21 protein-coding genes, 3 pseudogenes and 1 riboswitch are annotated in these 24,490 nt (G+C 68.9%); of the genes and pseudogenes, 13 read left to right on the top strand and 11 right to left on the bottom strand.

Annotated features, from left to right (window positions below):
- Positions 1–29: 29 nt before the first annotated feature.
- Entirely contained in the window at positions 30–875 is an 846-nt protein-coding gene (locus ACHMW8_RS05315; protein ID WP_395444955.1) for an SDR family oxidoreductase, read from the bottom strand.
- A gap of 80 nt (positions 876–955) precedes the next feature.
- Here ACHMW8_RS05315 and ACHMW8_RS05310 point away from each other — a divergent pair, with 80 nt between their 5' ends.
- The gene (locus ACHMW8_RS05310; protein WP_125155068.1) at positions 956–1,357 is read left to right on the top strand and encodes a helix-turn-helix domain-containing protein; all 402 of its coding nucleotides are present in this window, start codon (positions 956–958) and stop codon (positions 1,355–1,357) included.
- A 12-nt stretch (positions 1,358–1,369) separates the two neighbouring features.
- Here ACHMW8_RS05310 and ftrA read toward each other — a convergent pair whose 3' ends face one another.
- The gene (gene ftrA, locus ACHMW8_RS05305) at positions 1,370–2,323 is read right to left on the bottom strand and encodes a transcriptional regulator FtrA (protein WP_395445903.1); all 954 of its coding nucleotides are present in this window, start codon (positions 2,321–2,323) and stop codon (positions 1,370–1,372) included.
- A gap of 87 nt (positions 2,324–2,410) precedes the next feature.
- Between ftrA and ACHMW8_RS05300 the strand changes: the two genes are divergently transcribed.
- Complete coding sequence (locus ACHMW8_RS05300; protein ID WP_395445902.1) at positions 2,411–2,830, top strand: rhodanese-like domain-containing protein; 420 nt, start codon at positions 2,411–2,413, stop codon at positions 2,828–2,830.
- 3 nt (positions 2,831–2,833) lie between these two features.
- Here the strand turns inward: ACHMW8_RS05300 and rnhA are convergent.
- The 3 genes and pseudogenes from rnhA to ispH form a co-directional block, all read right to left on the bottom strand.
- Positions 2,834–3,277 (bottom strand): annotated as a pseudogene (gene rnhA, locus ACHMW8_RS05295) (ribonuclease HI); the annotation flags it as partial.
- Positions 3,274–4,227 carry a homoserine kinase gene (gene thrB / locus ACHMW8_RS05290; protein WP_395444954.1) on the bottom strand — a complete coding sequence of 318 codons (954 nt, stop codon included), beginning with the start codon at positions 4,225–4,227 and terminating at the stop codon, positions 3,274–3,276. The pseudogene rnhA and the gene thrB, both read right to left, overlap by 4 nt.
- A gap of 42 nt (positions 4,228–4,269) precedes the next feature.
- Positions 4,270–5,241, bottom strand: coding sequence for a 4-hydroxy-3-methylbut-2-enyl diphosphate reductase (ispH, locus tag ACHMW8_RS05285; RefSeq protein WP_125155073.1), 972 nt, complete (start codon positions 5,239–5,241; stop codon positions 4,270–4,272).
- A 142-nt stretch (positions 5,242–5,383) separates the two neighbouring features.
- On the opposite strand from ispH, the gene ACHMW8_RS05280 reads away from it, so the two are divergent.
- The 9 genes and pseudogenes from ACHMW8_RS05280 to ACHMW8_RS05240 all read left to right on the top strand — a co-directional run bounded on the left by ACHMW8_RS05280 (position 5,384) and on the right by ACHMW8_RS05240 (position 16,304).
- Positions 5,384–6,100 (top strand): Tat pathway signal sequence domain protein, encoded by a 717-nt coding sequence (locus ACHMW8_RS05280; RefSeq protein WP_125155074.1) that lies wholly within the window; start codon positions 5,384–5,386, stop codon positions 6,098–6,100.
- Entirely contained in the window at positions 6,097–7,899 is a 1,803-nt protein-coding gene (argS, locus tag ACHMW8_RS05275; RefSeq protein ID WP_125155075.1) for an arginine--tRNA ligase, read from the top strand. The genes ACHMW8_RS05280 and argS overlap by 4 nt, the downstream gene beginning before the upstream one ends.
- Before the next feature lie 82 nt (positions 7,900–7,981).
- Positions 7,982–10,490: pseudogene (locus ACHMW8_RS05270) on the top strand (zinc-dependent metalloprotease).
- A gap of 58 nt (positions 10,491–10,548) precedes the next feature.
- Positions 10,549–10,639, top strand: a riboswitch (glycine riboswitch).
- Between the two features lie 163 nt (positions 10,640–10,802).
- A complete protein-coding gene (gene gcvT / locus ACHMW8_RS05265) occupies positions 10,803–11,915 on the top strand; it encodes a glycine cleavage system aminomethyltransferase GcvT (RefSeq protein WP_395444953.1) in 1,113 nt (370 codons plus the stop codon).
- Between the two features lie 15 nt (positions 11,916–11,930).
- Positions 11,931–12,296, top strand: coding sequence for a glycine cleavage system protein GcvH (gcvH, locus tag ACHMW8_RS05260; protein WP_125155078.1), 366 nt, complete (start codon positions 11,931–11,933; stop codon positions 12,294–12,296).
- Positions 12,297–12,365: 69 nt separating this feature from the next.
- On the top strand, positions 12,366–13,712 hold the full coding sequence (gene gcvPA / locus ACHMW8_RS05255; RefSeq protein WP_395444952.1) for an aminomethyl-transferring glycine dehydrogenase subunit GcvPA: 1,347 nt from the start codon (positions 12,366–12,368) through the stop codon (positions 13,710–13,712).
- On the top strand, positions 13,709–15,283 hold the full coding sequence (gene gcvPB / locus ACHMW8_RS05250; RefSeq protein WP_395444951.1) for an aminomethyl-transferring glycine dehydrogenase subunit GcvPB: 1,575 nt from the start codon (positions 13,709–13,711) through the stop codon (positions 15,281–15,283). Before gcvPA ends, gcvPB begins: the two co-directional genes overlap by 4 nt.
- Positions 15,284–15,420: 137 nt before the next feature.
- Positions 15,421–15,840 (top strand): hypothetical protein, encoded by a 420-nt coding sequence (locus ACHMW8_RS05245; protein WP_125155081.1) that lies wholly within the window; start codon positions 15,421–15,423, stop codon positions 15,838–15,840.
- A complete protein-coding gene (locus ACHMW8_RS05240) occupies positions 15,837–16,304 on the top strand; it encodes a hypothetical protein (protein WP_395444950.1) in 468 nt (155 codons plus the stop codon). The genes ACHMW8_RS05245 and ACHMW8_RS05240 overlap by 4 nt, the downstream gene beginning before the upstream one ends.
- A gap of 429 nt (positions 16,305–16,733) precedes the next feature.
- Here the strand turns inward: ACHMW8_RS05240 and ACHMW8_RS05235 are convergent, their stop codons facing one another.
- From ACHMW8_RS05235 to ACHMW8_RS05215, 5 genes are all read right to left on the bottom strand, one after another.
- The gene (locus tag ACHMW8_RS05235; protein WP_125155083.1) at positions 16,734–17,243 is read right to left on the bottom strand and encodes a F0F1 ATP synthase subunit B; all 510 of its coding nucleotides are present in this window, start codon (positions 17,241–17,243) and stop codon (positions 16,734–16,736) included.
- 10 nt (positions 17,244–17,253) lie between these two features.
- Positions 17,254–17,787: a hypothetical protein gene (locus tag ACHMW8_RS05230; protein WP_395444949.1), complete on the bottom strand. Its 534-nt coding sequence runs from the start codon at positions 17,785–17,787 to the stop codon at positions 17,254–17,256.
- Positions 17,788–17,912: 125 nt separating this feature from the next.
- Positions 17,913–18,137 carry a F0F1 ATP synthase subunit C gene (locus tag ACHMW8_RS05225; protein ID WP_004615714.1) on the bottom strand — a complete coding sequence of 75 codons (225 nt, stop codon included), beginning with the start codon at positions 18,135–18,137 and terminating at the stop codon, positions 17,913–17,915.
- Between the two features lie 47 nt (positions 18,138–18,184).
- Positions 18,185–18,946, bottom strand: coding sequence for a F0F1 ATP synthase subunit A (locus tag ACHMW8_RS05220; RefSeq protein WP_125155085.1), 762 nt, complete (start codon positions 18,944–18,946; stop codon positions 18,185–18,187).
- Positions 18,947–18,951: 5 nt separating this feature from the next.
- The gene (locus ACHMW8_RS05215) at positions 18,952–19,332 is read right to left on the bottom strand and encodes an AtpZ/AtpI family protein (protein ID WP_125155086.1); all 381 of its coding nucleotides are present in this window, start codon (positions 19,330–19,332) and stop codon (positions 18,952–18,954) included.
- A gap of 359 nt (positions 19,333–19,691) precedes the next feature.
- On the opposite strand from ACHMW8_RS05215, the gene ACHMW8_RS05210 reads away from it, so the two are divergent.
- Positions 19,692–20,081 carry a DUF6481 family protein gene (locus ACHMW8_RS05210; RefSeq protein WP_125155087.1) on the top strand — a complete coding sequence of 130 codons (390 nt, stop codon included), beginning with the start codon at positions 19,692–19,694 and terminating at the stop codon, positions 20,079–20,081.
- A gap of 84 nt (positions 20,082–20,165) precedes the next feature.
- The gene (locus ACHMW8_RS05205) at positions 20,166–20,945 is read left to right on the top strand and encodes a TSUP family transporter (protein WP_395444948.1); all 780 of its coding nucleotides are present in this window, start codon (positions 20,166–20,168) and stop codon (positions 20,943–20,945) included.
- Here the strand turns inward: ACHMW8_RS05205 and smc are convergent.
- A pseudogene (gene smc / locus ACHMW8_RS05200) lies at positions 20,942–24,387 on the bottom strand (chromosome segregation protein SMC). The gene ACHMW8_RS05205 and the pseudogene smc overlap by 4 nt on opposite strands.
- Between the last annotated feature and the right edge of the window lie 103 nt (positions 24,388–24,490).

The raw sequence follows: 24,490 nt of genomic DNA, 5'->3' as shown, positions 1-24,490 counted from the left end.
GAGGACTTTCCGGGACCGCCCACAGCTTCTTAAGCCAGCAAGTTCGCAACGAGGGCCGAGATCGGCGTGGTCGGGCGGCCGATCAGGCCCGACAGCTGATGGCCGTCATCGAACAGGCCGCCTTGCGAGGCGCCGACGTCCGACTGGGCCAGGATCGCGGCGAAGGCGGCGGGCAGGCCCAGACCTTCCAAGATCTTGGCGTATTCGGTCTCGGGCAGGTCGTTATAGGGGATGGTCTTGCCGGCCTTGGCCGAGATCTCGGCGGCCAGTTCGGCCATCGTGAAGGCGGTGTCGCCAGCCAGTTCGTAGGTCTTGTTCTCGTGGCCGTCCGTGGCCAGCACGACGGCGGCGGCCTGCGCATAGTCCGCGCGGGCGGCGGCCGAGATCCTGCCCTGGCCGGCGCTGCCGATCAGGGCGCCCGACGCCACGGCGCCATGGATCGCGCCGGCATAGTTCTCGGCGTACCAGCCGTTGCGCAGCAGGGTGTAGGCGACACCCGAAGCCTTCAGCAGCGCCTCGGTGGCCTTGTGCTCGTCGGCCAGGACCAGCGGCGACGTGTCGGCGCGCAGGATGCTGGTATAGGCGATCCGCGTCACGCCGGCCGCCTGCGCGGCCTCGATGACGGCGCGGTGCTGGGGCAGGCGCTGGCCGACCTCATTGCCCGAGATCAGCAGCAGGGTGTCGACGCCTTCGAGCGCCGGCCCCAGGGTCTGTGCTTTAGCGTAGTCGGCGGCGCGGGCGGCCACGCCCAGGTCGGCGGCCTTGGCCGGATCGCGGACCAGGGCCAGGATCTCGCCGGCCGGGACGCGCGCCTTGAGGCTTTCGACGACGAGGCGGCCCAACTGGCCGGTGGCGCCGGTGATGGCGATGGTCATGATCGTTCTCCCGATGGGGTGTGATGGGACCGATCTGGGCGTCTTGCTTACTTTTCGTAAGTACCCACATGAATGTAAGCATGAAAGAAAATTCGCCCCCTCCCGCGCCGCTCTCCGAGAAACTGCTACGCGGCGACCTGATGGCGCCCGACTGTCCATCGCGCGCCGTGCTGCAGCATGTGACCAGCCGCTGGGGCGTGCTGGTGCTAATGGCCCTGGAGACGGGGACACATCGTTTCAGCGAACTGCGCCGGGGCATCGGCGGGGTCAGCGAGCGGATGCTGGCCCAGACCCTGCAGCAACTGGAAGGCGACGGCTTCGTGCGCCGCGTGGCCTACCAGGTCGTGCCGCCGCACGTGGAGTACAGCCTGACGCCCCTGGGCCTGGAGGTCGCCGAGAAGGTGCGGGGCCTGGCCGACTGGATCGAGCTCAATCTCGACCGGATTCTGGTGGGCGAGCCAGAGGACGCGCCAGTCATCTAAGCGCTCTTTCCATCAGGCTTTGGCGAACCGCGCCCGGTAGGCGCCGGGCGTGGTCGAGAACTGGCGCCGGAAGTGATGGCGCAGGGCCGGGGCGCCCAGGCCCACGGCTTGCGCGACCTGCTCGATCCCGGCCGGCGAGGTCTCCAGCAGATCCCGCGCCCGGTTCAGGCGTTCGGCCAGCAGCCAGCGGGCCGGGGTCTCGCCCGTGGCGGCCTCGAACCGGCGCAGGAAGGTCCGCTCGCTCATCCCCGCCGCGCCGGCCAGGACCTTGATCGTATGGTCGCCGGCGAGATCGGCGCGCATGCGGTCGAGGATCGGGGAAAGCCGCGAGGCCTCGTGCGCCAAGGGCACTGGCCGCGCGACGAACTGGGCCTGGCCGCCGTCGCGATGCGGCGGCACGACCAGACGGCGGGCCACGGTGTTGGCGGCCTCGGGTCCGAAGTCGCGGCGGATCAGGTGCAGGCCAAGATCGATGCCCGCCGCGCTGCCGGCCGAGGTCAGCAAGTCGCCTTCGTCGACATAGAGCACGTCGGGCTGGACTGCGATCGCCGGATAGCGCTGGCGCAAGGCGTCGGCATAGCGCCAGTGGGTGGTGGCCCGGCGTCCGTCCAGCAGACCCGTCGCCGCCAGCACGAACACCCCAGAGCAGATCGACATCAGCCGCGCGCCCCTGGCGTGGGCCTTTCGCAGCGCCTCGTTCAGTGGCGTGGGCGCGGGATGATCGATCCCCCGCCAACCCGGGGCGACGATGACGCTGGCCTCGCTTAGTAGTTCCAGTCCGCCGTCGCCGACGATCCGCACGCCGCCCAGGCCCCTCAGGTCGCCCGGCTCCACGGCGGCGGTGGCGAAGCGGTACCAGTCCGGCCCCATCTCCGGACGCGGCAAGCCGAACAGCTCGACGGTCACGCCATACTCGAAGGTGCAGAGGCCGTCATAGGCGAGGGCGACAACGAGGGGATTTGGCATGATCTTCACGGTCAATGTCGATCTCGCCAGCTAACGCGGGCGCAGTCCGCGCGGCAAGTCTAGGGGCGTCCAAACCTGGAGAGCGCCATGAGCTTCGTGTCCGAGAGTCCCGCCGCCCCGGCCGCCGTCGCCGCCGCCCACTTCGCCGCGCGGCTGTCGCTGGAGACCGATTGCGCCGACGTCGCCGCGTCCATGAAGGCGGGCGAGGTCGACTTCGTTCTGCTGCATGTGGTGGGTTCGCCCAAGGCCTATGCGCGACGCCACCTGCCGGGCGCGGTCCACCTTCGCCACGCGGACATGACCGCCGAGCGCATGGCGGCATGGCCGGCGGACACGCTTTTCGTGGTCTATTGCGCCGGCCCGCACTGCAACGGCGCCGACCGCGCGGCGCTGAAGCTGGCTAGGCTGGGCCGGCCTGTGAAGCTGATGATCGGCGGGATCACCGGTTGGGAGGACGAAGGGCTGCCGTTCGCCACCGGCGAGGCGCCAGGCGCGTTCGCGGCTTAAACGAACCGGCGGATTGGCTTGGCGCAGGCCTTCATTGGCGAGGGCGTCGGCCCGTTCATTCAGCGGATGACCGGCGTGGCCCTTGACCCAGCGCCAGTCGACGTCGTGCCGTTCGCGGGCGGCGTCGAGGCGCTTCCAGAGGTCGTCGTTCTTGACCGGGCTCTTGTCGGCGGTCTTCCAGCCCCGCGCCTTCCAGCCCCGGATCCACTCCTGGATGCCCTTCATGACGTACTGGCTGTCGGTGTGCAGCTCGACCTTGCAGGGCCGGTTCAGGAGCTCCAGCGCCTGGATGGCGGCCATCAGCTCCATGCGGTTGTTGGTGGTCGCCGGCTCGCCGCCGCAAATCTCTTTCTTCTTGTCGCCATAGAACAGGATGGCGCCCCAGCCGCCCGGACCCGGATTCCCCTTGCAGGCGCCGTCGGTATAGATCGTGACCTTGGGCGTCATGCGAACAGCACGAGGCCTTCGCGGTGGACGGCCAGCTTGCGCTCGTACTCCAGCGGGTCCTTCGGCTTGACCAGGGCGCCGGCGGGCGTCGAACCCCAGTCGGCCAGTCGGGTCAGGAAGAAGCGCATGGCCGCGCCGCGTGCGAGAATCGGCAGGGCCTCCTTCTCGGCCGGGCTCAGCGGCCGGCGGCGCTCATAGCCGTTCAGCAGGGCCTTGGCGGCGGTGATGTTGAAGCTGCCGTCGGGTTCGAAGCACCAGGCGTTCAGGGTGACGGCCACGTCGTAGGCGTAGCTGTCTTCGCAGGCGAAGTAGAAGTCGATCGCCGCGGCGAACTTGCCATTCGACTGGAAGAAGACGTTGTCCGGGAAATAGTCGGCGTGGATCACGCCCGACGGAAGGCTTCGCGGCCACATCAGGGCCAGCTGCGCCAGGTCGTTGTCGATGGTCGCCGACAGGCCGGGCTTGAGGTCCTCGGCGGCCTTGCGGTGCTTGGCGAACAACGGCGACCAGGCGCTCTGGCCCAGGTCGTTGGCGCGGCGGCCCGGATAGCCCTCGCCGGCCAGATGCAGCCAGGCCAGTCCCTCGCCGGCTTCGCGGCAGTGGGCGACGGTGGGCTTGCGCACCGACAGGCCGGGCAGGAACTCGACGATGGCGGCCGGCTTGCCGCGCAGGCTCGACAGCGTCGCGCCCTCGCGCGTCGGGATCGGCCGGGCGCTGGGGTAGCCCTTGTCGGCCAGCCAGGTCAGCAGGTTCAGGAAGTAGGGCAGGTCGTCGGCCTTCACCCGCCGCTCGTAGACGGTCAGGATGTAGCGGCCCTTCTCGGTCTCCAGCAGGAAGTTGGAGTTCTCCACCCCCTCGGCGATGCCCTTGAAGGCGAGGGGCAAGCCCAGATCGTAGCCCGCCAGGAAGGCTTTGAGTTCAGCGTCGGTGATGTCGGTATAGACGGCCATGGCGTCGGGATGCTCGACGCGAGGCCTCGGGTCAAGCCGCCGCTAGGCCGTCAATAGCCTCGGCAGCTTGAACGTGATGGTTTCCCGCGCCTCGACCAGTTCCTCGACGGTGGTGTCGAAGCGCGCCGAAATCGCGTCGATGACGCCCTGCACCAGATCTTCCGGCGCCGACGCGCCCGCGGTGAGGCCCACGCGCGAGACGCCCTCGAACCAGGACCAGTCGAGGCCATTGGCGTCGTCGATCAGATGGGCGTCGCTGGCGCCGGCCTTCAGGCCGACCTCCATCAGGCGAACCGAATTGGACGAGTTCTTCGAGCCGACCACCAGAACGAGCTCGGCCTGTTCGGCCAGGTGCTTGACCGCGTCCTGGCGGTTGGTGGTGGCGTAGCAGATGTCTTCCTTGTGGGGGGCGGCGATCCCGGGGAAGCGCTCGCGCAACAGGGCGACCATGTCGGCGGTGTCGTCGACCGACAGGGTGGTCTGGGTCAGGAAGGCGACATTGGCGGCGTCCTTCGGCTCCCAGGCGGCGGCGTCCTTGATATCCTCGATCAGGGTGACCGAGCCCTCGGGCAGCTGGCCCATGGTGCCGATCACTTCCGGGTGGCCGGCGTGGCCGATCAGCACGATTTCGCGGCCGGCGTCGTAATGCTTCTGGGCCTCGACGTGGACCTTGGAGACCAGCGGGCAGGTGGCGTCCAGATAGATCATCTGGCGCGACTTGGCCTCGGCCGGCACCGACTTGGGAACGCCGTGGGCGGAGAACACCACCGGGCGATCGTCGGGGGCTTCGGACAGTTCCTCGATGAACACCGCGCCCAGGGCCTTCAGGCGGTCGACCACGTGGCGGTTGTGGACGATCTCGTGGCGCACATAGACCGGCGCGCCGAACTTCTCGACGGCGCGTTCGACGATCTGGATGGCGCGGTCCACGCCGGCGCAGAAACCGCGCGGGCTGGCCAGCACGAGCGAAATCGGGCGTCGAACCGGGGTGGGGGCGGGCGTATGGGCGTTCATGCGCGGAAGCTAGTCGTTCGGACGGTCAGGCGCCAGGAGTCTGCGTCGTTGCGACGTCACGCATATGCCTTTATCAGGCTGCATGACGCCGAAGGGGCTGCATGGTCCCGCTTGGCTCCTCTTTTCTCGAACCGGACGTTTCATGCGCCGCATTCTTCCGCTCGCCCTCAGCGCCATGATGGCTGTCTCGTTCGTCGCGACGGCGACGACTGCTCATGCGCAGATGGGACCTGGCGGTGGCCAGGGCGGCGGCCCCGACGATGACAGCGGCGCCGCCAAGAAGAAGAAGCGCGATGAGGAGTGGAACCAACCCAAGGCGCCGCTGCAGCAGCTGCGCAACGCCGGCCCGTGCCCCTATGTGAAGGTGCTTTACGACGCCAGCCGCTATGTCGAGTTCAAGGACGGCAAGGAAGCCGCCAATCAGGCCGGCTTCACCGGCGAGATCCAGAGCATCTCGTCGGGCTGCGCCTACAAGGCCAACGAGCCGATCAGGATCCGCATCGAAGCCCTGTTCCAGCTGGGCCGCGGCCCGCAGGCCGACGGCGACAAGCACGTCTATCGCTACTGGGTCGCCGTCACCGAGCGGAACCAGTCGGTGATCGCCAAGGAATATTTCGACCTGCCAGTGACCTTCGCGCCCGGCAAGGACCGGGCCTACGCCACCGACACGATCGAGCAGATCACCATTCCGCGCGCCGACGACAAGGTCAGCGGCAGCAACTTCGAAGTCCTGCTGGGCTTCGACGTGACGCCGGAAATGGCCGCCTTCAACCGTGACGGCAAGCGCTTCCGCGTCAACGCCGGCCAGACCGCACAGGCTCAGCAAGCTGGGCAAGCAGGGAACACCACCAAGCAATGAACGATTTGAAGCGGTCCCTGAGCGAGGCGGCCGCGGCCGCTTTCCAGGCCGCCGGACTGCCCCCCGAATTCGGACGCGTCACCGCCTCCGACCGTCCCGACCTGGCTGATTTCCAGTGCAACGGCGCCCTCGCGGCCGCCAAGAGCGCCAAGCGCAACCCGCGCGAGATCGCCGTGCAGGTTGTCGATATCCTGAAGGGCGACCCGCGCCTGGCGTCGGTCGAGATCGCCGGGGTCGGCTTCATCAACATGCGCGTCAGCGACGAGGCCCTGTCGGCCCGCGCCCGCGAGATCGCTTCCGACGACCGCGCCGGCGCCCAACTGCTGGAAAGCCCGCGCCGGGTGCTGGTCGATTATGCCGGTCCGAATGTGGCCAAGCCGATGCACGTGGGCCATCTGCGCGCCTCGATCATCGGCGAGTCGGTCAAGCGCCTGTACCGCTTCCGCGGCGACGACGTGGTGGGCGACGCCCACTTCGGCGACTGGGGCTTCCAGATGGGCCTGCTGATCAGCGCCATCATGGACGAGGACGCGTTCATCAACGCCCTGATGCAGAAGCTGCCGGAAGCCCCGCGCGGCTTCAGCGCCGCCGACGAGGCCAAGGTGATGGCCGAGTTCCAGAGCCGCATCACCCTGGCCGACCTCGACCGCATCTATCCGGCCGCATCGGTGCGCCAGAAGGAAGATCCGGCGTTCAAGGAGCGCGCGCGCAAGGCGACCGCCGAACTGCAGAACGGCCGCTTCGGCTATCGCCTGCTGTGGCGTCACTTCGTCAATGTCAGCCGCGTGGCCCTGGAGCGCGAGTTCCACGCCCTGGGCGTCGACTTCGACCTGTGGAAGGGCGAGAGCGACGTCAACGACCTGATCGAGCCGATGGTCCGCCAGCTGGAGGACAAGGGCCTGCTGGTCGACGACCAGGGCGCTCGCATCGTCCGCGTGGCCCGCGAGGGCGACAAGCAGGACGTGCCGCCGCTGCTGGTGGTGTCGTCGGAAGGCTCGGCCATGTACGGCACGACCGACCTGGCGACGATCCTGGACCGCCGCAAGTCGTTCGACCCCCACCTGATCCTCTACTGCGTGGACCAGCGCCAGGCCCTGCATTTCGAGACCGTGTTCCGCGCCGCCTACCTGGCCGGCTACGCCGCCGAGGGCTCGCTGGAGCACATCGGCTTCGGCACCATGAATGGTACGGACGGAAAGCCGTTCAAGACCCGCGCCGGCGGCGTTCTGAAGCTGCACGACCTGATCGAGATGGCTCGTGAAAAGGCCCGCGAGCGCCTGCGCGAAGCCGGCCTCGGCGCCGAACTGACCGAAGAGCAGTTCGAGGACACCGCCCACAAGGTCGGCGTCGCGGCCCTGAAGTTCGCCGACCTGCAGAACTTCCGCGGCACATCCTACGTCTTCGACCTCGACCGCTTCACCAGCTTCGAGGGCAAGACCGGCCCGTACCTGTTGTATCAGTCCGTGCGCATCAAGAGCGTGCTGCGCCGCGCCGCCGAGGCCGGCGCCGTCGCCGGCCGCATCGTGATCCACGAGCCGGCCGAACGCGATCTGGCCATGCTGTTGGACGCCTTCGAGGGCGCCCTGCAGGAGGCCTACGACAAGAAGGCCCCCAACTTCGTGGCCGAGCACGCCTACAAGCTGGCCCAGTCGTTCTCGAAGTTCTACGCGGCCTGCCCGATCGTCAGCGCCGACACCGAGGACCTGCGCGCCTCGCGCCTGACCCTGGCCGAGACCACCCTGCGCCAGCTGCTGCTGGCCCTCGATCTGCTCGGCATCGAAGCGCCGGAACGGATGTAGGGTTCGAGCCCCTCGCGGCGGTTGCAATCGCCGCGGGGGCGCACGACAGTCCCGGCCGCGTTTGCGTGCGTCGGGAGGGGTTATGAACAAGTCCGTGGTCGCCATGTTGATGGCGAGCGTCTGCGTCAGTGCGATTGGCGCACCGGCTTTGGCCGAGAAGGCCAAGTCCTCCGACAAGAAGACCGACAAGTACGCCGACGCCACCGCCGGCCTGGACCGCAAGGACGGCCTCCTGCCGGTCTTCGTCGACAAGAAGGACGGCAAGATCCTGGTGCTGCTGCCCAAGCCGGGCGCGGACGGGATCGCGGGGCGCTATATCTACCAGACCTATCTGCGGTCGGGTCTGGGATCGAACCCGACGGGCCTGGACCGCTCGGCGCCGGGCGACACCCAGATCATCGCCTTCCGCCGCGTGGGCGGGAAGGTCGTCGCCCAGTTCGAGAACTGGGGTTTTTCGGCCGCGCGTGGTTCGGTCGACGAGCAGAAGGCGGTGGCCGAACTCGTTCCCGATCTCCAGCGTCTGGTCGAACGCGATCGAGGCCGAGAGCCCGGACGGCGGCCTGCTGGTCGATGTGACCAGCTTCCTCACCCGTGACGCGCAAGGCGTCGCCAAGACCCTGAAACGCGCCAAGCAGGGCGACTTCCGACTGAACGACGGCCTGTCCTACGCCGACACCGGCGCGGTGAACGTCTTCCCGCTGAACGTCGAGCTGGAGGCGGTTGAGACGTTTGTCGGCGACGATCCGGGTTCGGAGGTTCGCGGCATCGTCCCGGATCCGCGCAACGTCACCCTGGCCCTGCACCACTCGTTCGTGGCCCTGCCCGAGCCCGGCTATCAGCCGCGCCAGAACGACCCGCGCGTCGGGGTGATCGACCACACCGTCGCCGACTATTCCGCGCCGCTGGGCGAACCGCTGGTCTATCGCCTGGTCCACCGCTTCCGCCTGGAGAAGACCGACCCGACCGCCGCCCGCTCGCCGGTCAAGAAGCCGATCGTGTTCTATGTCGATCGCGCCGCGCCCGAGCCGGTCCGCTCGGCCCTGATCGAGGGCGGTCGCTGGTGGAGCCAGGCCTTCGAGGCCGCCGGCTTCATCGACGCCTTCAAGGTCGAGCTGCTGCCCGAGGGCGTCAGCCCGCTCGACGCCCGCTACAGCGTCGTCAACTGGGTCCATCGCCAGACGCGCGGCTGGTCTTACGGCCACGCGGTGGTCGATCCGCGCACCGGCGAGATCATCAAGGGCGACGTGCTGTTGGGCTCCCAACGTGTCCGTCAAGATCGGCTGATCTTCGAAGGCCTGGCGGGCGCGGACAAGAGCGGCCAAGGCGGTCCCAACGACCCGATCGAGATCGCGTTGGCCCGTCTGCGCCAGCTGGCCCCGCACGAGATCGGCCACTCCATCGGCCTGCAGCACAATTTCGCGGCCAGCACCTACGGTGACCGCGCCTCGGTCATGGACTATCCCGCGCCCAGGATCGCCATCAAGAACGGCCAGCTGGACTTCTCCGACGCCTATGGGCGCGGGGTCGGCGCCTGGGACAAGTTCGTGATCGACTGGCTTTATGGCGTCGCCCCGACCGGCGTCGACGAGAAGGCCTGGCTGAAGGCCAAGGCCGACAGGAGTCAGGCCGACGGCCTGCGCTACGTCTCGGACGAGGACGCTCGATCCGCCGACACCGCCCAGCCGATCGGCGCCGTCTGGGACAATGGCTCCGACCCCGTCGCCGAGCTCGACCATCTGATGGCGGTGCGCAAGATCGCCCTGGACCGCTTCGGTCTGCCAAACCTGCCCAAGGGAGCCTCGGTGGCCGACCTGCGCCGGATCATCGCGCCGATCTACATCTTCCACCGTTACCAGGTGGATGCGACGGCCAAGCTGGTCGGCGGCGTCGACTTCACCTACGGCGTCGAGGGCGACGGCCACGAGGCCAGCAAGATCGTGCCGGCCGGGCGCCAGGCCGCCGCTATCGACGCCCTGCTGCGGACGCTGACGCCCGCCGCGCTGGATCTCTCCGACAAGACGCTCGACGTGCTGACCTCGGGCCAGTCGCAGGGCAATGACAAGGCCAATGATATCGAGACCTTCGGCCAGGGGCCGGTCTTCGATCTGCCGGCCGCCGCCGACGTGGCCGCCGATCTCGTCTGGGGCGACCTGTTCGCGCCGGCGCGCCTGAACCGCCTGATGGAGGCCAGGCGCCGCGATCCGGCCCAGCCGGGTGTCGAGGGGCTGCTGGACAAGTCGCTCGCCCTAGCCGCCTTCGACGGCAAGGCGACGGGCCGCCAGGGCGAGCTGGCCCGCCGCGTCCGCCAGCGGATGGTGGTGAACCTGGCCAACGCCCTGGGCGACAAGGACCTGTCCCCGACCGCCGCCGCGGTGATCCGCGCGCGTCTGGCCGACTGGGGCAAGGGCCTCAAGACCGTGACCGCTGGCGACGCCGCCGACCGCGCCCAGGCCCGCGTCCTGGCCGGTGTCGTCACCGACGAGAGCGGCGAGCGTCTCGCGGCGCTGATCGAGGATGGCAAGGCCAAGGTGGCCATCCCGCCCGGCCCGCCGATCGGCGAGGACGACTGGTTCGGAGACTTTTCGCGGTAAGGCGCACGGCCATCGCAGGCCGTGCTTGACTCGCATGGCCTGCTACCGCACTACGCCGAAGACCCTCGCGGGAGACATCGGGATTCGCTCCCGAGGCCGAAGGCGCAACCGCCCCGGAAACGCTCAGGCAAAAGGACCGCGCGGGTTTAGGAACGCTGGAAAGAGGCCCCCGAAAGGGCGGCTCGCCGAAGGAGCAAGGCCAAACCCGTCCGGCAGAGGGGCGAGGCCGGAATCTCTCAGGTCCAAGGGACAGCGGGGGCGACTTGCCGGCGGACGCCGGTCCCGTCGCCGACCCCGCTTGGAGCCCGTCCAGTGTCCGATCAAGACCTCAAGAAGACCCCGCTCTTCGACGCCCATGTGGCGCTGGGCGCCCGCATGGTGCCGTTCGCCGGCTATGCCATGCCCGTGCAGTACAAGGACGGGGTGCTGAAGGAGCACCTCTGGACTCGCGAACACGCCGGCCTGTTCGACGTCTCGCACATGGGGCAGGCGCGCATCCGGGGGGAAAACCCCGCCAAGAGCTTCGAGAAGGTGGTCTCGGCCGACTACCAGGGCCTGAAGCCCGGCAAGCAGCGCTACGGCGTGCTGCTCAACGCCGAGGGCGGGATCATCGACGACCTGATGACGGCGCGTCCCGACGACGACGGCCTGTTCGTGGTGGTCAACGGCGCCTGCAAGGACAACGACTACGAGATCATCGCCAAGGCCCTGGCCGGCGAGGCGACGGTGACCCGCCTGGAGGACCGCGCGCTGCTGGCGCTGCAAGGTCCGCAGGCCGCCGCCGTCCTGGCCGCTCATGTGCCGGAAGCCGCCGGCATGGTGTTCATGGACACGCTGGCCCTGACCGCTTTCGGCGTCGACGCCATCATTTCGCGCTCGGGCTATACGGGTGAGGACGGCTACGAGATCTCGGTCCCGGCCGACGCCGCCGGGCGGGTGTGGAACACCCTGCTGGCCGACGAACGCGTCAAGCCGATCGGCCTGGGCGCTCGCGACAGCCTGCGCCTGGAAGCGGGCCTGCCGCTGTACGGCCATGACCTAGACGAGACCGTCTCGCCGATCGAGGCTGGGCTGAACTTCGCGGTGGGCAAGTCGCGCCGCGAGGCCGGCGACTATCTGGGCGCGGCCCGGATCGCCAAGGAACTGGCCGGCGAGCTGTCGCGCGTCCGCGTCAATCTCAAGGTGCTGGAAGGCGCGCCGGCCCGCGAAGGCGCCGAGATCGCCGACGAAGCGGGCAATGTCATCGGCAAGGTGACCAGCGGCGGCTTCGCCCCCAGCCTGGGCTTCCCTATCGCCATCGGTTTCGCCCCGCCGGCCTATGCGGCCGTGGGGACGAAGCTCAAGGTCATCGTCCGTGGCAAGCAGGCCGCCGCCGAGGTGGTCGCGACCCCGTTCGTCGCCAACCGTTACGTCCGCAAACTCTAATCAAGGGCCCAGGCAATGCGTTTCACCAAAGATCATGAATGGGTCATCGTCCAAGGCGACGTGGCCACGGTCGGCATCACCGCCTACGCCGCCGAGCAGCTGGGCGACGTGGTGTTCGTCGAGACCCCGGAAGCCGGCAAGGTCGTCAAGCAGGGCGAGCAGCTGGCCGTCGTCGAGAGCGTCAAGGCCGCCTCGGACGTCTACGCCCCGGTGTCGGGCGAGGTCGTCGAAGGCAACGCCGAGCTGGGCGACGCGCCGGAAACCGTCAACGCCCTGCCGGAGAGCGGCGGCTGGTTCGCCAAGATCAAGCTGAGCAACCCGGCCGAGGTCGACGCCCTGATGGACCGCGACGCGTACGAAGCGTTCCTGAGCACGCTCTAGCTCCACCGCCGTAGACACTCCCATCCCCGACCCTTTCCCCATCGAGGGGGAAGGGAGAAGGACCGAAAGATGCGTTACCTCCCCCTGACCCCCGAAGACCGCGTCGAGATGCTCGGCGCGATCGGCGTGAATTCGATCGACGACCTCTTCATCGACGTGCCGGCTTCGGCCCAGCGTTCCGGAACCGTCGACCTGCCGCCGCACGCCGGCGAGATCGAAGTCGAGCGCGAGATGGCGGGCCTTGCTCGTCGCAACCGCGCCGCGGGGGAGGGGCCGTTCTTCTGCGGGGCCGGCGCCTATCGCCACCACGTGCCCGCCACGGTCGATCACATCATCCAGCGCTCGGAGTTCCTGACCAGCTACACGCCCTACCAGCCGGAAATCGCCCAGGGCACCTTGCAGGTGCTGTTCGAGTTCCAGAGCCAGGTCGCGGCCCTGACCGGCATGGAAGTGGCCAACGCCTCGCTCTATGACGGCTCCACGGGCGCGGCCGAGGCGGTGATGATGGCCCAGCGCGTCACCCGCCGGAACAGGGCGGTGATGTCGGGCGGCGTCCACCCGCACTATGTCGAGACCATCGAGACCCTGGCCCACGCGGCTGGCGTCGCGACGGAGGCTCTGGCCCCGGCGGTCGACGCCGAGGACGCGGTGATCGCCGCCATCGACTCAGACACCGCCTGCGTCGTCGTCCAGACCCCCAACGTGTTCGGCACGGTCACCGACGTCACCAAGATCGCCGAGGCCGCCCAGGCCGCCGGCGCGCTGCTGATCGTCGTGACCACCGAGGCCGTCTCGTACGGCCTGCTGAAGTCTCCCGGCGAGATGGGCGCCGACATCGCCGTGGCCGAGGGCCAGTCGATCGGCAACGGCCTGAACTTCGGCGGCCCCTATGTCGGCCTCTTCGCCTGCAAGGAGAAATTCGTCCGCCAGATGCCGGGCCGCCTGTGCGGCGAGACCGTCGACGCCGACGGCAGGCGCGGTTTCGTCCTGACCCTGTCGACCCGCGAGCAGCACATCCGCCGCGACAAGGCCACCTCGAACATCTGCACCAACAGCGGCCTCTGCGCCCTGGCCTTCTCGATTCACATGAGCCTGCTGGGCGAGACTGGCCTGCGCCAGCTGGCGGCGCTGAACCACCAGAAGGCGTTAGCCCTGCGCGACGCTTTGAAGGCCGTGCCGGGCGTCGAGATCCTGACCCCGCGCTTCTTCAACGAGTTCGCGATCAAGCTGCCGAAGGACGCCGCCGAGGTCGTCGAGACCCTGGCCGGCCACGGCGTCATCGCCGGCGTGCCGTTCTCGCGCCTCGACGCGGGCGCGGGCCTGGACGACGTGCTGCTGGTCGCGGCTACCGAGACCACGCTGGACATCGACATCACCTTCTTCGCCAAGATCCTCACCAAGGCGGTGGCCCAATGAGCATGAACAACGTCGGCCGCCCCACGCGCCCCGAAACCGCGAATGACGCCGCGACCGGCCACGAGACCCTGACCGGCGGTCGCGGTCTCCTGCAGGACGAGGCGCTGATCTTCGAGCTGGACGGCTGGAAGAAGACCGGCGTCGACCTGCCAGAAGCCGCCGCGCCGTCGGACGATCTGGCTGGCCTGCTGCGGTCCGGGCCGATCGGCCTGCCGGGCCTGTCGGAACCCGAAGCCGTCCGCCACTATGTGCGCCTGTCCCAGAAGAACCACGCCATCGATCTGGCGCTGTATCCGCTGGGCTCGTGCACGATGAAGCACAACCCGCGCCTGAACGAGAAGATGGCGCGCCTGCCGGGCTTCTCGGACATCCACCCGCTGCAGCCGCAGTCGACCGTGCAGGGCGCCTTGCAGCTGATGGACCGCCTGGCCCATTGGCTGAAGACGCTGACGGGCATGCCGGCCGTGGCCCTGACGCCGAAGGCCGGCGCCCACGGCGAGATGTGCGGCATGCTGGCCATCCGCGCCGCTCACGAAGCCAATGGCCAGGGCCACCGCAAGACGGTGCTGGCCCCGACCAGCGCCCACGGCACCAATCCGGCCACGGCGGCCTTCGTCGGCTACACCGTCGTCGAGATCGCCCAGACCGAGGACGGCCGGGTGGACATGGCGGACCTGGAGTCCAAGCTCGGCGACCACGTCGCCGCGATCATGGTCACCAACCCCAATACCTGCGGCCTGTTCGAGCGCGACGTCGTCGAGATCGCCCGGCTGACCCACGCGGCCGGAGCCTACTTCTACTGCGACGGCGCCAATTTCAACGCCATCGTCGGCCGGGTTCGTCCTGGCGACCTGGGCGTCGACGCCATGCACATCAACCTGCACAAGACCTTCTCGACGCCCCACGGCGGCGGCGGTCCGGGCGCGGGTCCTGTGGTGCTGTCGGAGGCTTTGGCGCCCTTCGCGCCGACGCCCTGGCTGGTCCAAGGCCACGACGGCTTCGCCCTGATCGAGCACGCCGGCGAAGAGGGGGCCGAGACCGCCTTTGGCCGTATGAGCGCTTTCCACGGCCAGATGGGCATGTATGTCCGCGCCTATGCCTACATGCTCAGCCACGGGGCCGACGGCCTGCGCCAGGTGGCCGAGGACGCCGTCCTCAACGCCAACTACATCAAGGCCCAGCTGCGGGACGTGATGAGCCCGGCCTTCCCGGACGGTCCATGCATGCACGAGGCCCTGTTCGACGACAGCTGGCTGGAAGGCACCGGGGTGACCACGCTCGACTTCGCCAAGGCGATGATCGACGAGGGCTTCCACCCCATGACCATGTACTTCCCGCTGGTCGTCCACGGCGCGATGCTGATCGAGCCGACCGAAACCGAGAGCAAGCAGGAACTGGATCGCTTCATCGAGGCGCTTCGCCTGCTGGCCGGCGCGGCCAAGTCTGGCGATACGGAGCGCTTCAAGGGCGCGCCGTTCCACGCTCCGCTCCGCCGCCTCGACGAGACCCTGGCGGCCCGCAAGCCCCGGTTGAGGTGGAAACCTGTGGCCGCGGCGCCGACTAGCCGCTGAATAGCAAATTCCATACCCCCCTTGCGACGGCAGGGCGCCTTTACGGCGCCCTGTTGTCTCCACATATCGGGGGGGCGCATCCGGGCTGACTGGCTTTTCCAGGGAGCAAGCGGCGCGCAAGCCCGTTCCGTCCTCCCATGACTGCTTTCGCACTCGCCATGCCGCGCGCCCGACGCACCGCCGATGACCTCGCCCGTGAGCTCGTCGCGCGTTTTCTGCGCGTCATTTTGGTGACGCTGGGCGTGCTGCTGGTCCTCGGCGGCATCCTGATCGCGCCGCTGCCTGGCCCCATGGGCCTGCCGCTGACCGTGGTCGGCCTGATGCTGGTGCTGCGCAACTCGTTCAAGGCCCGCAAGCAGTTCGTCCGCTTCCAGCACGCTCATCCCAAGCTGATCTTCCCGCTGCGCCGCCTGTTGCGCCGCGAGCCGGAGGTCGTGCTGGTGGCCTGGCAGCAGGCCCTGCGCGTCGAGCGCCTGATCGTGCCGCGCAAGTGGCGGGTGGCCGTTCGCTGGCGCAAGTCCCTCAAGCAGCGCGCCGTGAAGCGCAGCCAAAGGTGAGCGCGGTCGCCACGATTGACGATATTAAGCACAAGGTCCGCCGCCGCGCACGGCTGGCCCTGCTGCTGCGCGAGTCCGCCGCCCGCGCCTTCCGCTGGATCGCCATCGGCTTCGGCACGCTGGTGATCCTGGCCGGGGCGGTGCTGACGCCGCTGCCGGGGCACCTGGGCCTGCCGCTGCTGGTCATCGGGCTGATGATCGTGCTGCGCTACTCGTTCGCGGCGCGGAAGACCTTCATCCGCTGGCAGAAGCGCCACCCCAAGCTGGTCTTCCCGATCCGCCGCCTGATGCGCCGCGAGCCCGAGGTGCTGCTGGTGGTCTGGCAGCAGATGCTCCGCACAGAGAAAATGGTCCTGCGCCGCGCCCGCTGGCGTCTGCTGAAGAAGACCCGCAAGCGCGTGAAGAAGTACGTCGCGCGGAAGATGGCGAAGCCGGCTAAGCAAGGCGTCGGCCTTCGAGCCTGAGCAGACGTCAGGTACGTCGGCTACCGCGCAGGCGGCTTGCGCTCGAAGGCGAGATACAGATTATATCGGGAAGCCTTGATGCTTAGGAGAAGGGAAAGGCGTGGCGCATCCGTCTGACCTCTTGGTGGTATTGCTCCTTGTTGCATACGAGTGCTTCATCGCTTGGCTGGTTCTGCGTGGGCTGAGGACCGGTCAGTACGTAATAGTCAATGGTCTCACCATCCGAAGATCCGTTCGACCATTCAGCTATTGGACCTATTGCGCATTTCTTGTCTGCGTGGGCGTTTACTCGATCTGGCGCCCTTGGGAACACGTTTGACACCACCTTTCTAAGACACCTGCCGATTCCGCTTTGCCGAACGCCCCCAAACGAAAAGGGCGCGGACCTTGCGGTCCGCGCCCTCTTGTCTTGTCCGATGTCGCTCGCCGCTATTGCAGCTTGGCGCCCATCTGGCGGATCGCGGCGTCGACCAGGCCGTCGTTGGTCGAGCCGGCGAGGCGGGCGGCCAGGACGGTCTCGGCGGCTTGGGCGGCCAGATCGACCGCGGCGGCCTTCACGTCGGCGGCGGCTTGCGCCTCGGCCTGGGCGATCTTGCGTTCGGCCATTTCGGCGCGGCGCTTGATCTGCTCCTCGAGCTTTTCCTTGGCTTCCTCGGCCATCCGCTTGGCGTCGGCCTTGGCGGCGTCCATCATCGCGACGGCCTGGCGCTCGGCTTCCTCGCGCTGGGCCTTGACGTCCGCGAGCAGGGCCTGGGCCTCTTCACGCAGCTGCTGGGCTTCGTCGAGTTCGGCCTTGATCTTGGCGGCATAGCCGTCCAGCGCGCCGAACAGCGCGCCCGGCAGGACCTTCAGATAGACCAGAAGGCCAAAGAAGATCACCAGGGCGACCAGAACCCAGAATTCCGGGTTGGCGAGGCTGAACAGGGATTCGTGTTCCATCTTCAGCTCCTTAGGCCAGGGCCGACTTCAGCTCGGCGGCCGAAGCCGCCTTGCCGGTCAGCTTCTCGACGATCGCGCCGGCGGTGTCCTGGGCCACTTCGCGGACGTGGCTCATGGCCGCGTCGCGGGCAGCCTGGATGGAAGCCTCGGCCGCGGCCAGCTTCTCGGCCAGGACGGCCTCTTCCTTGGCCTGACGCTCGGCGGCTTCGGCCGAAGCCTTGGCCTTGGCGTCCGCAGCGGTCTTCTGGGCCTTGGCGCGGGCCTCGGCCACCTCGGCGGCCGCCGCGCGGGCCTGGGCTTCCGCCTCGTCCTTCATGCGACGGGCGTCGGCGATGTCGCCGGCGATCTTGGCGCCGCGCTCTTCGATCGCGCCGCTGACACGGGGCAGCAGGCCCTTCGACAGCACCGCGTAGAGGACGGCGAAGATGAGCAGCAGCCAAACGATCTGACCGCCCCAGTGCTCGAACTGCAGCTGCGGAAGGCCGCCGCTTTCGTGCTCGGGGGCTTCAGTCGTCTCGACCGCGCCGTGATGTTCCGTCGCCATGGGCGAAGGCGCCTCTCAGCTAGTGCGCTTGGAGCGGACCGTGATCCGGCCCGCTCCAGGAAGCGCGAGAAAACAAAAGCATGGAGCGCGTCGCTTCCGATGAAGCGCCGCGCTCCAGGGTCGGATTACGAGAACAGGATCAGGAAGGCGATGACCAGGGCGAAGATGCCCAGGGCTTCCGTCAGGGCCATGCCCAGGAACAGCATCGGGCGCTCTTGAGCGGCGGCCGTCGGGTTGCGCAGGGCGCCTTGGAAGTAGTTGCCGAACATCACGCCCAGGCCCACGCCCGCGCCGATCATGCCGAGCATGGCCAGGCCAGCGCCGATGTACTTAGCTGCAGCAGCGTCCATGATTGAGACTCCTTGGAAGGGTATTTGTTGGAAAGACTAAAGGTTGATCAGTGGCTGTCGAGGTGCACGACGTCGTTGATGTAGACGCAGGCGAGCACCGCGAACACGAAGGCCTGCAGGAAGGCCACCATGAACTCGAGGGCCGTCAGGGCGACGACCGAGGTCAGGGCCAGGGCCGAACCGGCCCAGCCCAGCACGCCGAGACCGCCCAGGGCGATCACAAAGCCGGCGAAGATCTTCAGCACCACGTGGCCGCCCAGCATGTTGCCGAACAGACGAAGGCCCAGGGTGATGGGGCGGATCAGGAACGACAGGATCTCGATCGGCACCAGCAGGAAGTACAGCGGCCACGGCACGCCCGACGGGGCGAACAGCTTGAAGAACTTGATGCCGTTCTTGGCGAAGCCGACGGCGACCACGGTCAGGATGACCATCAGGCCCAGCGTCAGGGTCACGGCCAGCTGCGAGGTGGCGGTGAACACCAGGAACATGCCCTGGAGGTTCATGAACAGCACGAAGGCGAACAGCGTGAAGATGAACGGCAGGAACTTCTTGCCGTCGTGGCCGATGATCGACTCCGCGAGCCCATCGACCAGTCCGTAAAGCATCTCGCCGACCGCCTGCAGGCGGCCTGGAATGACGGCCTTGCGCGCGGCCAGGCTGTAGAACGTGATGACCAGCAGGGCGGCCAGCATCATCGCGGCCACGGAGTTCGTGATCGACAGGTCGATCGCGCCGAGGCCGGGTACGGTCACGGTGGGCAGTTCCACGATCTTCTGGATCTGGAACTGGTGCATCGGATCGGCCATCGGCCCTAGTCTCTCTTCTGCTTGGGGACGGTTGGCCCGTCTCCCGTGTCTCCGTCGGCATTCCCTTGAGGGGACGGCGCCGACGCCTGCGCGCTCATTTTCGTCGCCTTGCGGACGACGGAGAAAATCGAGAGCCCCAGGCCGATCAGCAGACCGCCGACCATGCCCCAGGGGCTCGTGTGGACGTAATGGTCGAGAAGCCAGCCGAAGCCAAGACCCACCAATACGCCCCCGATCAAATCCGCCAGGAGGCGATAGCCGTCCTGGTTGGCCTTTTCGGACGCGGCCTTCGCCGGCTTCTCCGCCGCCTTCCTCGCCTCAAATGCGTCGAGCCGAGCGTCGAGGCTTACCAGAGCCTTGTCGTTCGGTTCGTCGGCCTTGGGCATAGGAGCGGCAGGTCCGAAAACGCCGCGGGCGCGCCAAAACAAGGCGCATTTCCGGCCGGCTTGATCGGCGCGGAACCTATAGACCTCGCTGCGGTGCGTCAAGGTAAGCGCTTCGCGGGCCAAGTAACGGGAATACTTAAGGATTTAGCCATTGACCTCAGGGAGGGGCAAAACCATCCCCATTTCGCCGGAGCGATCATCGGGTCGCGGCCCTATCGAAAGCGGGAACGGCTCCCTACATGTCGCGCGTTCTCTCGGCGCCACACCTCCCAGGCAAGGTGCGGCGCAGCCCGATGACGCATTGATTTTTTCGTCGATCTGGGCTTTAGAGCCGCCGCCTCCAAACAACACGAAGATTCATGTCGCACCTGAAGAACACCGGATTCGCCGATCGTATCTCCGCTCAGCAAGAGGCCAAGAAGGCCATGCTGGCAAAGTTCAAGGCCAAGCCGACCGTCCAGGACCCCGATTTCGACAAGCGCGAGGAACTGCGCGCCGCCGAACTCGAGGCTGTCCGCGCCGCCCGCGCCGAGGCCAAGGAACAAGCCCGTCTTGAAGCCCTGGCGCGCGAAGAAGAGCTGATGGCCGCCAAGCGCGCCGAGCGCAAGGAGCGCAAGGCGCTTGAAGCCGCCGAGATGCGCGTGCGCAAGGAAGAGAAGGCCAAGGAACGCGACGAGCTTCGCGCCCTGGGCAAGTCGACCAACAGCAAGCAGTCGCGCGCTCACCAGTGGGCCAGCCTGCTCGGCTAAGGATCGGGGCTCCTTCGGGGGCCCTTTTTCTTTGCCCGGTCCTTTTCCTTTGATCGGCGCCTCGAACGGGATCATGAGCCGCTCATGGTCCATTTCGACGTCATCGCCAGCCTGTTCGTGGTCGCCGCGCTCGCGGGCGCGCTAGACGCCATCGCGGGCGGCGGCGGACTGGTGACCCTGCCGGCCTTGCTGCTGGCCGGCCTGTCGCCGGTCCAGGCCCTGGGCACCAACAAGCTGCAGGGCGCGGTCAGCGCCCTGTCCTCGACGACGGCCTTCGCCCGCCGCGGCTTGATCGACTGGAAGACCGCCCTGCCGGTCGCCGGCGCCGCCGTGATCGCCGGCCTTTGCGGCGCGCTGTGCGCCAGCCTGCTTTCGCCCCAGCTGCTGAGGGCGATCGTGCCCCTGCTGCTGATCGCCATCGCCCTCTATTTCGGCTTCTCGCGGGCCCTCAAGGCCGAGGATGTCGCGCCGCGCATGGCGCTGATCCCGTTCGCCTGCTTTGTCGCCCCGCTGGTCGGCTTCTACGACGGCATCTTCGGCCCTGGCGCGGGGGCCTTCTACATGGTCGCGATCGTCACCCTGCTGGGCTACGGCGTGCTGAAGGCGACCGCCCACACCAAGCTGGCCAACGCCGCCAGCAACCTGGGCAGCCTCTGCCTTTTCGTCCTCAAGGGCGCGGTCGTCTGGCCGGTCGGCCTAGCCATGGCCGCCGGCGCCTTCATCGGCGCCCAGGTCGGCTCGAGGCTGGCCATGCGCTTCGGACCCAGGCTGATCCGGCCGCTGCTGGTGGTGATCTCGTGCGCCATGGCCGTGAAGCTGCTGGCCGATCCGGCCAACCCGCTGCGCCAGGCGGTCGGGTTCTAGGCCGCGACCAGCTTCTCGGCCGTCGACAGATCCACGCTGACCAGCTGGCTCACGCCCCGCTCGGCCATGGTGACGCCGAACAGGCGGTCCATCCGGCTCATGGTCACGGGGTTGTGGGTGATGGCGATGAAGCGGGTCTGGGTGCGCCGGCGCATCTCGTCCAGCATGTTGCAGTAGCGATCGACATTGGCGTCATCCAGCGGCGCGTCGACTTCGTCCAGCACGCAGATTGGGGCCGGATTGGCCAGGAAGACGCCGAAGATCAGGGCGCTGGCCGTGAGGGCCTGCTCGCCGCCGCTCATCAGGCTCATGCTGGCCATGCGCTTGCCGGGCGGGCAGGCGAAGATCTCCAGGCCGGCCTCCAGCGGGTCGTCGCTCTCGATCAGCTTCAGCTCGGCCTGGCCGCCGCCGAACAGGGCCTGGAAGAGGGTCTGGAAGTTGGCGTTGATCACGTCGAAGGCGGCCAGCAGGCGCTCGCGGCCCTCGGCGTTCAGCTCCTCGATGCCCGCCCGCAGCTTGCCGACCGCGCCCGACAGGTCGGCGCGCTCGACCCGCATGGTCTCCAGGCGGCCGGCATATTCCTGGGCCTCCTCCTCGGCGCGCAGGTTGACCGGACCGATGGCGTCGCGCTCGCGTTCGAGCGCGAACAGGTGGGCCTCGACCCCGGCGGCGTCCTTCGGCACGGCCACGGCCTCGCCTGCGACGTGGCGGCCCAGCTCTTCGGGCTCCATGCGGGCCTGCTCGCGGATGGCCGAGGCGACCTCGCCGAAGCGCTGGCGGGCGCCGTCCAGGTGAGCGACCAGGGCCGCGCGCCTCTCGCGAGCCTCGCCGGCGGCCTGTTCGGCGGCCCGTGCGGCGCGGTCGTTGTGAAGGCGGGTGGTTTCGGCGGCTTCAAGAGCGTCGCTGGCCTTGGCGCGGCGAGCCTCGGCGGCGGCGAACTCGTCCAGCAGGATGACCAGCTTCTCCTTCAGCGCCGCAGGCGCCTCGCGCGCGCCCTCCAGGGCGGCGGCGGCTTTCACGCGGTCGCCCGCGAGCGACTCCGCGCGCTTGCCGGCGGTCTCGGCGCGCTTGGCCCAGTCGGCGCGGTCGCGCTCCAGGCTTTCCAGACGCCGTTGGCGGCCAGCGCGCTCACGGGTCTCGACATCCAGCGCCGTGCGGGCGGCACTGGCGGCTTCGCGGGCCTGGGCCGAGGCCTGGCGCGCTTGCGCCAGTTGAGGCTGCAGGTCGCCCGAGGTCTGGGCGGCGGCGTGGGCTTCGCGGGCCTGATCCAGCGCCGCGTCGACCTCGGTCTTCTCGGCCTCGAAGCGGGCGATGGTGTCGTCCAGGGATTGCGCGCGGGCGGCCCGCATCGCCTGCTCGCGCTCGAACTTGGCCACCTGCTCGCGGGCGCCGTTCAACAGGCGCTCGGCGTCTGGCGGGCCGCGGCGCTTGTCGCGCAGCAGGTCCTCGACGGCGCGCATCCGATCGGCGGCGGTCTTCAACGCGGCGGCGGTGGCCTCGGCGCGCGGCGTCATGAGGTCGATCTCGGCCTCGACCTCGGCCAGGCGGGTGCGCTGCTCCAGGCGGACGGCGGCGGGCTTGGGCGCGTCGGCGCGGGCCACGAAGCCGTCCCAACGCCACAGGTCGCCCTCCTTGGAGACCAGGCGCATGCCGGGCTTCAGCGCGGACTGGAGACGGTCGCCATCGGCGCGGGCTACGACGGCGACGTGCGAGAGCCGGGCGGCCAGGGCGGGCGGGGCCTTCACGAGCGGGGCCAAGAGGCTGCGCGCCCTCGGGCCAGGTCGGGGCCGGCGCCTCGGCCCCGCCCCAGTAGGACGGCGCCTTGGCGTCGAGCGCGGCGTCCAGGTCGTCGCCGAGAGCGGCGGCCAGGGCCGCGCCATAGCCCTTGTCCGGCGAGACGCTGTCGAGGGCCGGGGCGTGGCCGCTCTTGGAGCGTGGGGCGGTCAGCTGCGCCAGGCCGCGCGCTTCCGTGCGCAGACGGCCCAGCTGGTCCTCGAACATTACGCGCCAGCTGGCGGGCCTGGGCCTCCTGCTCGGCGGCCTTGACCCGTTCGTTTTCCGCCTCCTCCAGCGCCGCGCGGGCGGCGGCCAGGGCGGCCTCGGCGTTGGCGAAGCGCTGGCGGGCTTCGGCGGCGGCCGGATCGACCTCCGGACCGACGGCGGCCCGCTCGGCCTTGGCCTGATCGAGGGCGCGGCTGGTGCGGTTGGCGCGGGCCTCCGCTTCCGAGAGGCGGGCGGCGGCGGCGCGGCCCTGCGCCTCCTCGGCCGCGACCCGGGCGGCCAACTGTTCGACAGTGGCCTCCGCGGCGGCGCGGGCCTCCTCGGCGACCTTGGCGGCGGCGGCCAGCTCGGGCCCGCGCTCCGGCGCGGCGGCGACCAGGGCGCGGACTTCCGTCAGCTCGGCGTCGATCCGGGCCAGGGCGGCGGCGGCGTCATCCTTGGCCTGCGCCTCGCGGGCCAGGTCGGCGTCGATGCGCGCCAGATCGCTTCCGAGGCGTTCAAATTCGGCGGCGGCGGCCTCGGCCTCGCGCTCGGCGCGGTCCTTCTGGATGGCCAATTGGCCCAGGATCGCCTGGGCGATGGTCGCCTCCTCGCGCAGCGGCGGCATGGCGGCCTCGGCCTCGGTGATGGCGACCTGGGCGGCGGCGCTGGCGCGGGCGGTCTCCTCGACCAGGCGGGCGGCTTGGGTGGCCTCGCTCGTCGTCCGCTCCAGCGTGTCGCGGGCTTCGGTCCAGCGGGCGTAGAGCACCGCGCCCTGCACGGCCCGGATCTCGGACGACAGGCGCTTGTACTTCTCGGCCTGGCGGGCTTCGCGACGCAGCCGGTTCAGGGCCGTCTCCAGCTCGCGGGCCACGTCCTCCAGCCGGGCGAGGTTGCTCTCGGCGGCGCGCAGGCGCAGCTCGGCCTCGTGGCGGCGGGTGTGCAGACCCGAGACCCCGGCGGCCTCTTCCAGGATGCGGCGGCGGTTCTGCGGCTTGGCGCCGATCAGCTCGCTGATCTGGCCCTGGCGCACCAGGGCCGGCGAATTGGCCCCGGTCGAGGCGTCGGCGAACAGGAGCTGGACGTCGCGAGCCCGCACCTCGCGGCCGTTAATCCTGTAGGTCGAGCCCTCGCCGCGGTCGATCCGTCGCACGACCTCCAGCACCGGGTCGTCGTTGAACTGGGCCGGCGCGGTGCGGTCTGTATTGTCGATGGTCAGGGCGACGTCGGCGTGGTTGCGCGCCGGGCGCGCGCCGCTGCCGGCGAAGATCACGTCGTCCATGCCGCCAGCCCGCATGGCCTTGGCGGAGTTGGCGCCCATCACCCAGCGCAGGGCTTCCAGCAGGTTGGACTTGCCGCAGCCGTTCGGGCCGACGATGCCCGTCAGCCCGGGCTCGATCCGGAACTCGGTCGGCTCGACGAAGGACTTGAAGCCCGAAAGGCGCAGGCGCTGGAACTGCACGGAGGCGGTCCCCTGGGGCCTAGAGCCTGTCCGTTTCTGATGGGACCATCAGAAACGGATAAACAGGCTCTATCTGTTTGCCTGGAGCGTGGCAGGCGCCGAA

It is taken from the genome of Caulobacter sp. UC70_42 (assembly GCF_044056025.1).
Classification (GTDB): Bacteria; Pseudomonadota; Alphaproteobacteria; order Caulobacterales; family Caulobacteraceae; genus Caulobacter.
Note: the sequence above shows the minus strand (reverse complement) of the source record. Positions and strands in the feature narration are given on the sequence as shown.

Excerpts from the sequence above, each read along its gene's own strand:
- gcvPB (WP_395444951.1), top strand. The coding sequence starts at position 13,709 with ATGAGCATGAACAACGTCGGCCGCCCCACGCGCCCCGAAACCGCGAAT.
- ispH (WP_125155073.1), bottom strand. The coding sequence starts at position 5,241 with ATGAACGCCCATACGCCCGCCCCCACCCCGGTTCGACGCCCGATTTCG.
- gcvPA (WP_395444952.1), top strand. The coding sequence starts at position 12,366 with ATGCGTTACCTCCCCCTGACCCCCGAAGACCGCGTCGAGATGCTCGGC.
- thrB (WP_395444954.1), bottom strand. The coding sequence starts at position 4,227 with ATGGCCGTCTATACCGACATCACCGACGCTGAACTCAAAGCCTTCCTG.
- ACHMW8_RS05245 (WP_125155081.1), top strand. The coding sequence starts at position 15,421 with ATGACTGCTTTCGCACTCGCCATGCCGCGCGCCCGACGCACCGCCGAT.
- ACHMW8_RS05210 (WP_125155087.1), top strand. The coding sequence starts at position 19,692 with ATGTCGCACCTGAAGAACACCGGATTCGCCGATCGTATCTCCGCTCAG.
- ftrA (WP_395445903.1), bottom strand. The coding sequence starts at position 2,323 with ATGCCAAATCCCCTCGTTGTCGCCCTCGCCTATGACGGCCTCTGCACC.
- gcvH (WP_125155078.1), top strand. The coding sequence starts at position 11,931 with ATGCGTTTCACCAAAGATCATGAATGGGTCATCGTCCAAGGCGACGTG.
- ACHMW8_RS05300 (WP_395445902.1), top strand. The coding sequence starts at position 2,411 with ATGAGCTTCGTGTCCGAGAGTCCCGCCGCCCCGGCCGCCGTCGCCGCC.
- ACHMW8_RS05225 (WP_004615714.1), bottom strand. The coding sequence starts at position 18,137 with ATGGACGCTGCTGCAGCTAAGTACATCGGCGCTGGCCTGGCCATGCTC.
- ACHMW8_RS05310 (WP_125155068.1), top strand. The coding sequence starts at position 956 with ATGAAAGAAAATTCGCCCCCTCCCGCGCCGCTCTCCGAGAAACTGCTA.
- ACHMW8_RS05220 (WP_125155085.1), bottom strand. The coding sequence starts at position 18,946 with ATGGCCGATCCGATGCACCAGTTCCAGATCCAGAAGATCGTGGAACTG.
- ACHMW8_RS05235 (WP_125155083.1), bottom strand. The coding sequence starts at position 17,243 with ATGGAACACGAATCCCTGTTCAGCCTCGCCAACCCGGAATTCTGGGTT.
- ACHMW8_RS05215 (WP_125155086.1), bottom strand. The coding sequence starts at position 19,332 with ATGCCCAAGGCCGACGAACCGAACGACAAGGCTCTGGTAAGCCTCGAC.
- argS (WP_125155075.1), top strand. The coding sequence starts at position 6,097 with ATGAACGATTTGAAGCGGTCCCTGAGCGAGGCGGCCGCGGCCGCTTTC.
- ACHMW8_RS05205 (WP_395444948.1), top strand. The coding sequence starts at position 20,166 with ATGGTCCATTTCGACGTCATCGCCAGCCTGTTCGTGGTCGCCGCGCTC.
- ACHMW8_RS05280 (WP_125155074.1), top strand. The coding sequence starts at position 5,384 with ATGCGCCGCATTCTTCCGCTCGCCCTCAGCGCCATGATGGCTGTCTCG.
- ACHMW8_RS05230 (WP_395444949.1), bottom strand. The coding sequence starts at position 17,787 with ATGGCGACGGAACATCACGGCGCGGTCGAGACGACTGAAGCCCCCGAG.
- ACHMW8_RS05315 (WP_395444955.1), bottom strand. The coding sequence starts at position 875 with ATGACCATCGCCATCACCGGCGCCACCGGCCAGTTGGGCCGCCTCGTC.